Source organism: Gordonia araii NBRC 100433 (assembly GCF_000241265.1).
Classification (GTDB): Bacteria; Actinomycetota; Actinomycetes; order Mycobacteriales; family Mycobacteriaceae; genus Gordonia; species Gordonia araii.
Genome location: NZ_BAEE01000087.1, coordinates 24,300 through 35,290, shown reverse-complemented (window position 1 = coordinate 35,290; position 10,991 = coordinate 24,300). Strand labels below are relative to the sequence as shown.

The 10,991-nt window shown below is 66.0% G+C and carries 8 protein-coding genes and 2 tRNA genes; 1 reads left to right on the top strand and 9 read right to left on the bottom strand.

Translation table 11 applies throughout. The annotated features are described in order from the left end of the window. Positions 1 to 210 precede the first annotated feature (210 nt). The 3 genes from GOARA_RS17730 to GOARA_RS17720 all read right to left on the bottom strand — a co-directional run bounded on the left by GOARA_RS17730 (position 211) and on the right by GOARA_RS17720 (position 1,042). Positions 211 to 283 (bottom strand) — tRNA-Ala (locus tag GOARA_RS17730). 44 nt (positions 284 to 327) lie between these two features. Next, positions 328 to 404: transfer RNA gene (locus GOARA_RS17725), tRNA-Ile, on the bottom strand. Positions 405 to 469: 65 nt separating this feature from the next. After that, positions 470 to 1,042, bottom strand: a complete 573-nt coding sequence (locus tag GOARA_RS17720) for a TetR/AcrR family transcriptional regulator (protein ID WP_040523901.1) — start codon at positions 1,040 to 1,042, stop codon at positions 470 to 472. 89 nt (positions 1,043 to 1,131) lie between these two features. On the opposite strand from GOARA_RS17720, the gene GOARA_RS17715 reads away from it, so the two are divergent. Next, positions 1,132 to 1,695, top strand: coding sequence for a dihydrofolate reductase family protein (locus tag GOARA_RS17715; RefSeq protein ID WP_007323811.1), 564 nt, complete (start codon positions 1,132 to 1,134; stop codon positions 1,693 to 1,695). A 347-nt stretch (positions 1,696 to 2,042) separates the two neighbouring features. On the opposite strand, the gene GOARA_RS20680 is transcribed toward GOARA_RS17715, so the two are convergent. From GOARA_RS20680 to dnaN, 6 genes are all read right to left on the bottom strand, one after another. Continuing rightward, positions 2,043 to 3,209, bottom strand: a complete 1,167-nt coding sequence (locus GOARA_RS20680) for a DUF3566 domain-containing protein (RefSeq protein ID WP_007323810.1) — start codon at positions 3,207 to 3,209, stop codon at positions 2,043 to 2,045. 9 nt (positions 3,210 to 3,218) lie between these two features. Then, the gene (gyrA, locus tag GOARA_RS17705) at positions 3,219 to 5,714 is read right to left on the bottom strand and encodes a DNA gyrase subunit A (protein ID WP_007323809.1); all 2,496 of its coding nucleotides are present in this window, start codon (positions 5,712 to 5,714) and stop codon (positions 3,219 to 3,221) included. An 80-nt stretch (positions 5,715 to 5,794) separates the two neighbouring features. Further along, on the bottom strand, positions 5,795 to 7,837 hold the full coding sequence (gene gyrB / locus GOARA_RS17700) for a DNA topoisomerase (ATP-hydrolyzing) subunit B (protein WP_007323808.1): 2,043 nt from the start codon (positions 7,835 to 7,837) through the stop codon (positions 5,795 to 5,797). A gap of 248 nt (positions 7,838 to 8,085) precedes the next feature. Further along, the gene (locus tag GOARA_RS17695) at positions 8,086 to 8,601 is read right to left on the bottom strand and encodes a DciA family protein (protein WP_007323807.1); all 516 of its coding nucleotides are present in this window, start codon (positions 8,599 to 8,601) and stop codon (positions 8,086 to 8,088) included. Further along, positions 8,594 to 9,799 carry a DNA replication/repair protein RecF gene (recF, locus tag GOARA_RS17690; protein ID WP_007323806.1) on the bottom strand — a complete coding sequence of 402 codons (1,206 nt, stop codon included), beginning with the start codon at positions 9,797 to 9,799 and terminating at the stop codon, positions 8,594 to 8,596. The genes GOARA_RS17695 and recF overlap by 8 nt, the downstream gene beginning before the upstream one ends. 3 nt (positions 9,800 to 9,802) lie before the next feature. Beyond that, positions 9,803 to 10,972: a DNA polymerase III subunit beta gene (gene dnaN, locus GOARA_RS17685; protein WP_007323805.1), complete on the bottom strand. Its 1,170-nt coding sequence runs from the start codon at positions 10,970 to 10,972 to the stop codon at positions 9,803 to 9,805. Positions 10,973 to 10,991 lie beyond the last annotated feature (19 nt).

Below are 10,991 nucleotides of genomic sequence, written 5' to 3'. Positions count from 1 at the left end.
ATGGGCCCCGAAGCGTTGGGCATGACTACTACCACCACAGAGAGTCCGTTATCCCCGCTTCGGGCCGTGTCCTATGTCCGTGTCTCCACCCTCGACCCAACCCAAGAACTACTGGCGAAACACACGAAGAGCCCCTGGCCGACGGCCAGGGGCTCCTACGTGACACATGTCGCGACTCAGATGAGACCTATGTCGCGACTCATCACAGGGTGGAGCCTAGGAGATTCGAACTCCTGACATCCGCCTTGCAAAGGCGGCGCTCTACCAACTGAGCTAAGGCCCCGATCGCCAGTTCACGAGGTACTTCGCGGGTCTGGCAAGTGTGGGTGGTGGGCCTAGGAGGACTTGAACCTCCGACCTCTTCGTTATCAGCGAAGCGCTCTAACCGCCTGAGCTATAGGCCCGTGAACCGAGAGCAGACATTACCGTATGTGCAGCTACCGACACAAAACGATAGCGGCGGTACCGGCTATTCCGGCGGCAGCAGCCCTGCGACCAGGCGGTCGACGATCGCCGCGGTCGAGGTGCCTGGCAGCAGCGGCGTCGTGAGCTGGTCCAGAACCAACCCGTCGATCGCGTAGTGGAAGAGCGCGATTTCCGTCTCTGCGCCCGGGAATCCCGCTGCGACGTTGAATTCGACGTCGGCGTCGAAGCTCGTCCGCTGCCACTGACCCAGCGACTCGGCCACCTCCGGTCGGCGAGTGCTCTCCAGGCGCAGCTCCAACAGGGCGACGGTCACCTGCGGATCGGCGAGCAGCCGGTCGACGATGTTCTGCAGATACTCGGTGAAGAGTTCGCGCGTCGGCGGCCGGTCTGCCCGCTCGGCGAGGAAGTCGGCCGTCGGCGCGAGACGCTGCCCGATCCGTTCGACGAGTCCGGAGATCAGCGCCCGCCGGTCGCGAAAGTAGTTCGACGTCGTGCCGATCGGGACATGCGCTTCTCGGTCGACGGCGCGATGGGTGAGACCTCGGCTTCCCTCGGCAGCGAGGATCGCCAATCCGGCGTCGGCGAGCCTGTTCCGGCGTTCCTCGTTACGGGCCACGAGAAACAGACTAGACGAAACCACGACAGCCGTCGTAGTCTCATCCAGTCAGTCTTAACCACTACATCTGCTGTAGATAGGAGCCGCTCGTGGCTGAACTCGTCTATCTCGTCGCGGTGAGTCTGGACGGTTATATCGCCGGTCCCGATCACCAGTACGACACCTTCGCAACCGAGGGCGATCACATGCAGGATTTGTTCGACAACTATCCCGACGCGCTGCCCACCCACTTCGCCGAGCACATGGGCCTGGACCAGAGCCGTGGGCGGTTCGGTGCCGTCGTCATGGGCGCCGACACCTACGCGATGGGCTTGCCCAACGTGACCAGTCCCTACCGTCACCTTGACCAGTACGTCTTCACCCACCGCGATCACGAGCCGGCCGAGAACGTCACGTTCACCGACGACGATCCGGTCGCGGTGGTCCGCAGGTTGAAGGAACGCGACACCGGGGACATCTGGCTATGTGGCGGATCGAATCTCGCGGGCCAGCTGGTCGACGAGATCGACCGCCTCGTCCTGAAACGCCACCCTGTCGTTCTCGGCGCCGGCAAGCCCCTGTTCGCCATGTCCTACCGGCCGGCCAGGTTTACCCAGGTGGCCAGTCGAGACTTCACGACCTCGGTGACCGTAAGCGAGTTCGTCAGGGCCTGATCCAGATCGCGAGCATCCGCCGAGCACCCGGGTGGTCGTCAACAGGTGACCCACCTGGGTGATCGAGTGGCCAAATTGGGCGATCGAGTGCTCAGTTTGGGTGATCGAGTGCCCGAGGAGCGCAGCGACGCGGGCGTATCGAGATCACCGCCACCAGCAACGATCCCAGACCCGCTCGCCGTGGTCTCGATACAAATCCCTCGCAAGCTCGGGATTCACTCGACCACCCAACCCCAACCCCCAACCTGCTCGCGCGGGGTCTCGATACAGCCGCTCGACCACCCAACAGACGTCGTGCCACACTGGTCGGTCGGGCCGGTTGATATGGGGTGGCTGATCCAGGTTGGCTAGTCCAGATCGGCGAGGGTGACTTCGACACCGCCGATGAAGTCGGCACACAGGTTATAGATGAACGCGCCCACCGAGGCGAGAGCCGTCAGCAAGATCGCGTTCACGATTCCGAGCATGAAGGCCCAGCCGAACACGGTGCCCGCACCGAGTGCGTCGGCACCTCCCCCGTCGGTCGTCAACGTCCCGACCGACGAGTTGAGCTGAGCCCATACGCCCATTCCCTCGAGGATCAGATAGAGCACCGCAACGGCGATCATCCAGATGAAGAACCCGATCACCGACAGAATGGCTGAGATCTTGAGCGTCGACCACGGATCGATCCGCCGGATCTGGACGGTGGCACGGAGGGCCCGCGCCCCGACGGCTCCCGCCGCTCCCACATGGGTGGGTGCCGAACGCTGACCCAGCGATGGACCGCCCCGCTGTGCCGCGCCCGGTGCGGGCACGTGAATCTCGTCCAGGTTGGGCAGATTCTTCGACTTCACCGGCGGCGTGTTGCGAGTCGGCGACTCGACGAACCGATCGCCGCCGCCGGGCTCGGGCGCCGGTTCGGTGAGCTTGGGCGCCGCCGTTCCGGTGATGATCGGCTTCTTGCGCGGCGGCGGTGGCGGAACGTCACCGTTGCCCGCGGTATCCGGTGCGAGCTCGTCGGCCCGCTGCCACGGCGGCTTCACTCCCGGCTTTCCACCGCCGGGTTGGCCGTCGGGCTGACCTGCGGGCTTCCCGCCCTGAGCCGCCGACTGGTTCCCCTGCTGAGCCGCCGGCTGACCCGACGACTGCCCTCCCGAATCCGATTGCCCTGCCGAATCGCCCGAGGGCTGGTTGCCCGCAGCAGGCGCTCCACCGGCCGCTTCGGCAGAAGCCGTCTTCGTCTTCGTCGCCGACGACCGGCCGGCGCCGGACCTGGCACCCGTCGATTTACGCGCGGTGGATCTGCGCGACGTCGACCTCGCAGCACCGGACGCCCTGCCGCCCGTCTTCGGCTCCGCCGCCGAATCTGCCCCGAGAGACTCGGCCTCCTGCTCAGCGGCTTTGGCCAGATCGGCCGCCCTACCGGCGGCGGCCTGGGCCGCGCCGGCCGACGACTCAGCCTTCTCCCCCTCGGCTTTCGCCTGGTCAGCGGTCGCCTCGGAGGATTTCGGATCTGGTTCTTCAGTCGTCACGTGGCATTCCTAGCGTTGGTCCGTCGAGTCCTCGTCGGGCTCATCGGCGTTTCGGGCGATCGCCAACAGCGTAGTGCCTTCATCAAGGTTCATCAGACGAACTCCCTTCGTCTGACGTCCGGCGCGTCGCACCTGCTTGGACAACGTGCGGATGACACCACCCGACGATGTGATGGCGTAGAGCTCGCTGTCGTCGTTGACCCGCAGCGCACCGATCAGCTCGCCGCGCTTCTTATCGTGCTGAATCGTCAGCACACCCTTGCCGCCTCGACCCTGCACCGGGTACTCCGCCATCCGGGTGCGCTTGGCGTAACCACCGGAGGTGGCGCAGAGCAAATAGTCGTCCTCGTCGACGACGACCATCGACAGCAGCGCGTCCCCTTCGTTGAAGCGCATGCCCTGCACTCCCGACGTCTGCCGGCCCATCGGCCGCAGCGCCTCGTCGGTCGCGCTGAACCGGATCGACTGCCCGTGCGCCGACACCAGCAGCAGGTCGTCCTCGGCGCTGCACAACCGGGCGGCGACGAGTTCGTCCTCGCCGCGCAGGTTGATCGCGGCAATGCCCCCGGAGCGGTTCGAATCGAAGTCTTCGAGCTTGGACTTCTTCACCAGGCCATTGCGCGTGGCGAGCACCAGGTACGGGGCGTCCTGGTAGGACTTGATCTGGATGACCTGCGCGATCCGCTCCTCCGGCTGGAAGGCGAGAAGGTTGGCGACGTGCTGGCCGCGCGCGGTGCGCGCCGCCTCCGGCAGCTCGTAGGCCTTGGCCCGGTACACGCGGCCCTTCGTCGTGAAGAACAAGATCCAGTCGTGGGTCGAGGAGACGAAGAAGTGCGCGACGATATCGTCCTGCTTCAGGCCGGCGCCCTGGACACCCTTTCCGCCGCGACGCTGGCTGCGGTACAGATCGGTCTTGGTGCGCTTGGCGTACCCGGTTTCGGTGATCGTGACGACGACGTCCTCGCGGGCGATGAGGTCCTCGTCGGCCACATCCCCTTCTGCCGCAATGATCTTCGTCCGACGCTCGTCGCCGTACTTGTCGACGATCTCGGCGAGCTCGTCCCGGACGATGGCGCGCTGCCGCTCGGGCTTGGCGAGAATGTCCTGCAGGTCGGCGATGACGCGCTCGATCTCAGCCAGCTCGTCGACGATCTTCTGCCGCTCGAGCGCGGACAGCCTCCGCAGCTGCATCGCGAGGATAGCGTCGGCCTGGATCTCGTCGATGTCCAGCAGGTCCATCAACCCGTTGCGCGCCTCCTCGGTGTTAGCCGAGGCGCGAATCAGCGCGATCACCTCGTCGAGCGCATCGAGCGCCTTGACCAGACCGCGCAGGATGTGGGCCCGCTCTTCAGCCTTCCGCAACCGGTACCGGGTGCGCCGCACGATGACGTCGATCTGGTGCGCGACGTAGAACCGGATCATCTGGTCGAGGCGCAACGTGCGCGGCACCCCGTCGACGATGGACAGCATGTTGGCGCCGAAACTGGTCTGCAACTGGCTGTGCTTGTATAGGTTGTTCAGCACGACCTTGGCGACGCCGTCGCGGCGCAGCGTGACGACGATGCGCATGCCGACGCGGTCCGACGACTGATCTTCGATCCGGCTGATGCCCTTGAGCTTGCCCTCGTTGACCTGCTCCGCGATCGACTGGATGAGGTTGTCCGGGTTGACCTGGTACGGCAGCTCGGTGATGACCAGAGTCGTGACACCCTTGTTCTCCTCGATGTCCACCACCCCGCGCATGCGAATCGAACCGCGGCCGGTCGTGTACGCGTCGCGGATTCCCTGACCGCCGACGATGAGCCCGGCGGTCGGGAAGTCGGGGCCCTTGACGCAGTCCATGCAGGCGGCGAGCATCGTCTCGTCGTCGGCCTCCGGGTTCTCGAGCGCCCAGAACACCGCGTTGGCAACCTCGTTGAGATTGTGCGGCGGGATGTTGGTCGCCATGCCGACCGCGATACCGCCCGAACCGTTGATCAGCAGATTCGGGATGCGCGCGGGCAGAACCGTGGGCTCCTCGGTCTTGCCGTCGTAGTTGGGGACGAAGTCGACGGTCTCCTCGTCGATGTCGCGCAGCATCTCCATCGCCAGTGGCGTCAGCCGGGCTTCGGTGTAACGCATGGCGGCGGGACCGTCGTTGCCGCGCGACCCGAAGTTGCCCTGCCCGTCGATCAGCGGATAGCGCATCGACCACGGCTGCGCGAGGCGGACCAGCGCGTCGTAGATCGCGGTGTCACCGTGCGGGTGATAGTTGCCCATCGTCTCGGCGACGGGCTTGGCCGACTTCACGTACGGGCGATCCGGCCGGTAGCCGGCGTCGTTGGTCGCGTAGAGCAGCCGACGATGCACCGGCTTGAGGCCGTCGCGGACCTCGGGCAACGCACGACCGACGATGACGCTCATCGCATAGTCGATGTAGCTGTTCTGCATCTCCTGCTGGATGTCGACAGGAAGGATGCGGTCGTGCCCCTCGTCCTCGGTGGGCGGCAGCGTGGTGTCAGTCATGGAGTCCTCTTCGGTTCTGGCGCCGGTCGGTGACCGTCACCAAAGTTGGTGCAGTGCAGGGATTTTCGTGTCATCCGTGATCAGACATCGAGGAACCGCACATCCTTGGCGTTGCGGGCGATGAATCCGCGGCGGGCCGCGACGTCCTCGCCCATGAGGATGGAGAACAGCTCGTCGGCCGCAGCGGCGTCATCGAGGGTGACCTGCTTGAGCACGCGGATCGACGGATCCATCGTGGTCTCCCACAGCTCGCTGGCGTTCATCTCGCCCAGACCCTTGTAGCGCTGGATGCCGTCATCGGTGTTGATCCTCTTGCCCTCGGCACGACCGGCCTCGAGCAGCCGGTCGCGGTCGCGGTCGGTGTAGGCGTACTCCGGCTCGGCGCCCTTCTGCCACTTCAGCTTGTACAGCGGCGGCTGCGCCAGGTAGACGTGACCGTTCTCGATGAGCGGCCGCATGAACCGGAACAGCAGCGTGAGCAGCAGCGTCGCGATGTGCTGACCGTCGACGTCGGCGTCGGCCATCAGAACGATCTTGTGATAGCGCAGCTTCTTGATGTCGAACTCGTCGTGGATGCCGGTGCCGAAGGCGGTGATGATCGACTGGACCTCGGCGTTCTTCAGCACGCGATCGATGCGGGCCTTCTCGACGTTGATGATCTTGCCGCGGATCGGCAGGATCGCCTGGTACATCGAGTCGCGGCCCGACTTGGCCGAGCCGCCGGCCGAGTCGCCCTCGACGATGTAGACCTCGCACTTGGTCGGATCGTTGCTGCGGCAGTCGGCGAGCTTGCCGGGCAGGCCACCGATGTCGGTCGCCGTCTTGCGGCGCACGAGTTCGCGGGCCTTGCGGGCGGCGATGCGGGCCTGCGCGGAGTCGACGGCCTTGCGGATGATCGTCTTCGCCTCCGCGGGATTCGCCTCGAACCAATGGCCGAGATGCTCGTTGCACGCCTTCTGCACGAAGCTCTTGACCTCGGTGTTGCCCAGCTTCGTCTTGGTCTGACCCTCGAACTGGGGGTCGGACACCTTCACCGAGATGACGGCGGCGAGACCCTCGCGGATGTCGTCACCGGTGAGCTTGCCGTCCTTCTCCTTGACCAGCTTCTTGTCCGCGGCGTACTTGTTGACCGTCGCGGTCAGCGCTGCACGGAAGCCCTCTTCATGGGTGCCGCCCTCGTGCGTGTTGATCGTGTTGGCGAAGGTGTGGACCGACTCGGCGTACCCGCTGTTCCACTGCATCGCGATCTCGACCTCGTGGCCCTCCCCCTTGCCGGAGAAGCCGATGACCGACGAATGGATCGGCGTCTTCGTGCGGTTGAGGTGCTTGATGTAGTCGACCAGCCCGTCCGGGTAGTGATAGGTGCGGGTCCGCACGACGGCGGCCTGCGCCTTCTTCTCCTCCTCGGACTTGACCGTCTCGGCCTTGTCGGTGCCGTCACCGTCGAGGTCGGCCTCGGCGATGGCTTCGTCGTCGGAGATCCGGTTGTCGGTCAGAGTGATGGTCAGACCCTTGTTGAGGAAGGCCATCTCCTGCAGCCGGCGCGCGACCGTCTCCGCGCTGAACGTCGTCGTCTCGAAGATGTCGCCGTCGGGCCAGAACCGCGTGGTGGTTCCGGTGCGCTTGGTGGGTTCGCCCTTCTTCAGCAGGCCGGGAACCGCGCGTTCGTAGTCCTGGGTCCAGACGAATCCGTCGCGGGCGATCTCCAATTCGACCCTGGTCGAGAGGGCGTTGACCACCGAGATGCCGACGCCGTGCAAGCCACCGGAGACGGCATAGGAGTCCGAGTCGAACTTGCCGCCCGCGTGGAGCTGGGTCATGACCACTTCGACGGTCGGAATGCCGGTGGCGTGGCGGGACACGGGGATACCGCGGCCGTCGTCGATCACCTCGACACCGCCGTCGGCGAGCAGCGTCACGTCGACACGGGTCGCGTGGCCGGCCATCGCCTCGTCGACGGAGTTGTCGACGACCTCCTGCAGCAGGTGGTGCAGGCCGCGCTCACCGGTGGAACCGATGTACATGCCCGGCCGCTTGCGCACGGCCTCCAGGCCTTCGAGGATGCTGATCGAATCCGCGCCGTACTCGCCGTTCTTCTTCGTCGACTTCTTCTTCTCCGCCACGCGCCTCGTCGCTCCCTCTTCAGGTAACTCGCTGAAATTCCGTCCCGCGGGCGTTTCAGCCCTCGACAGCCCTATTTCGGGCACCGGGTACATCGTACTGGGTCAGTCACACTAGAGCGGGGATGCCTGGCCGCTAGAACGCTCACAGATCGATTTTTTCGACAATCTTGTGGCCCGATTGTGGAAAAAATCGATTCGGCGGCGTTCCGGGTCTCCTGTGCCGTACCGTGCCGACCGCGCCGGACGCCTCACCCGTACGTGTCGCGCGGACCCCGTCCAGGAACGTGACGCGGACCCTTACGCCACGAGGGCGCCTGGGGTCCGGTGATCTTCAACTGCGTGACGACGCCGTCCCCGACGAGTGCGGCGATCTTCGCCAAGATCTGGCGTTGCACGTACCGCAGTTGCGTCGCCCACGCGGTGGACTCTGCCGCGACGTACAGGACGCCGTCGGTGAGCTGGGTCGGCTTCGCATGAGCCGAGATGTCGGCGCCGACGATGGAATCCCACGAATTGAGGACGGTTGCCGCACCGACGTTGGCTTGCCAGCCCGGCGTCTGGGCCAATCGCCCCACGAGCGATCCCAACGATTGCGGATCGCGGTGGTCGGCTGCCGGACCGGACCACCGTCGACGGGACCGGTTGCGCGGCGCACCGTCGAGTCGTTGTTTGCCGAGCGCGGCGCGGCGCGAGCGAGACTTGGCCCTCGCATCCTCGAGCGCCTTCTTGGCGAGTTCGTACCCGCTCGGCTCTGCCTCAGTCATCGACTGCCAGTTTATCGTCGGCCACCAACACCGACCGGCGTCGAAGCGTCGAGCCGTCCTCGTCCTCGCGCATCTCGACCGACAGTCGGCGGCCGCGAACGGCCGCGGGCAGATCCTCCGGCACCGCCGCCGTGATCAGCAACTGTTCCGCCTCCGCGGTGAAGGTGGCGAGATGCTCCCGGCGCCGGGCATCCAGCTCGGCGAACACGTCGTCGAGCATGATGACGGGCTCGACACCGTCGGCCCTGGCCAGTTCCACCGTCGCCAACCGCAGCGAGAGAGCCAGCGACCAGGACTCGCCGTGGCTCGCATACCCTTTGGCGAGCTGATCGCCGAGACGGATGTCGAGGTCGTCGCGGTGGGGTCCGATCAGGCAGACACCCCGATCGATCTCCTTGCCGCGCGACTCCGACAATGCGCCGAGGAGCAACTCCTCGATCTCCTCGACCGGTCGCGCCACGCCACTCTCGTCAGCCACCTCGGGACCGATGGCACTGCGGTAAGTCACCGACGCGGGTCGCGAATGCGGCGCGATCGCGGCGTAGGCCGCCGCGAAGTGGGGCTGCAACTCGTTGACGGTGGTGATCCGGTGCGCGGTGACCTGGGCACCGAATCTCGCGAGCTGCCCATCCCACACGTCGAGGGTGCTGACCACCGAGTCGGCGTCCGCGCCACCGCGCCGCATGGCCGCGCCGGCCGTCTTCAACAACGCCGCCCGCTGGCGCAACACTCGGTCGTAATCCGCTTTGGCGGCCACGGCCGCCGGACCCTGGCCCGCCACCAGGTCGTCGGCGAACCGCCGACGGTCCGCCGGCTCCCCACGGACCAGCAGCAAATCCTCGGGCGCGAACATCACCGACCGGAGCACGCCCACGACCTCGCGGTGCCGGCGCACCGGCCTCGTGTTGAGTGCCACCTTGTTCGCACCGGTCGCGACGAGCGTGATTTCAACGGACAGCTCACGGCCCTCGTTGTGCACGGTTGCGCCGATGCGCGCCGATTGCGCCCCATCCGCAACCAGCGCGGCGTCCGAACTCACCCGATGTGAACGCAGATTCGTCAGGTAGTACAGCGCCTCGAGGACATTGGTCTTACCGAAGCCGTTGCGGCCCACCAGGATTACCGGTTCCGCCGTCAACTCCAGAGTGAGTTCATGCCACGACCGGAAATCCCTCAACGACAGCTGGCGGACGAACACCGATCAGCCAGGCAGGCGCACCGGCATCAGCAGGTAGCTGAATACCGAATCCGGCGCGAGGAACGCGCCGCTCTCATCGGCGACGGGATCTTCGCCGGTCGACGGCCGCAGGACCGCCGGACGGCTGGGAGTCGTGAATCCGAAGTCGACGGTCGGTACGCCGATCGCCGTCAGACCGTCCTGCAGATATCCGGGATTGAACGCGATGGTGAGTGGCTCGCCGCGGAACGTCACCGGCAGCTGTTCCTCCGCCTTACCCGCTTCGTCACCACCTGCCGTCAGCAACACCGAACCTTCGGTGAACTCCATCCGGACCTGTGCTCCGCGGTCGGCGACGAGCGCTACGCGCTTGATCGCCTCGAGCAACGGTGCGCTCTCGATGGTGGCCACCGCGGTGTGGCTGGCCGGAAGCAATTGGCGGAACTTCGGGAACTCGGCGTCGAGGAGACGTGTCGTCGTCTTCTTTCCGCCCCCCAGGATTCCGAAGATTCCGTCGTCTCCGATCGCGGCACCGGATCCGAACGCGAGGGTGACGTCGGTTTCGGCTTCACCGCCGGCCGTCTTCGCCGCGTCCGCCAGTGTCTTGGCCGGCACGAGGACGGCGCCCGACGCGGCCGGATCGCTCGGCTGCCATTCGAGCTCGCGCACCGCGAGCCGGAATCGGTCCGTGGCCGCGAGAACGACGATCTTGCCGTCGATCTCGATCCGCACGCCGGTCAGCATCGGCAACGTGTCGTCCTTGCCAGCCGCCACCGCGACCTGGGAGATCGCCTCGGCGAAGACGCTCGAGGGGATCGTGCCCGTCGTCGATGGGATCGACGGCATCTCCGGGTAATCCTCGACCGGCATCGTCGGCAGCGAGAACTTGGCGCTGCCGCAACTGATCGAGACCCGCGATCCGTCGATCCCGACGTCGACGGGTTTGGCAGGCAGCGCCTTGGTGATGTCGGCCAGGAGTCGGCCCGACACGAGCACCCGGCCTGATTCGGCCACCTCGGCGGCGATCGACTCCTCGGCGGAGACTTCGTAGTCGAAGCCCGACACGGTCAATCCGCCCTCACCAGCGGTAAGCACGACACAACCCAGGACCGGAACCGGCGGACGGGCCGGCAAGCTGCGGGCAACCCACGCCACCGACTCCGCGAACTCGTCGCGTGAGACACGAAACTTCATGCTCGCCACTGTAAAGCGT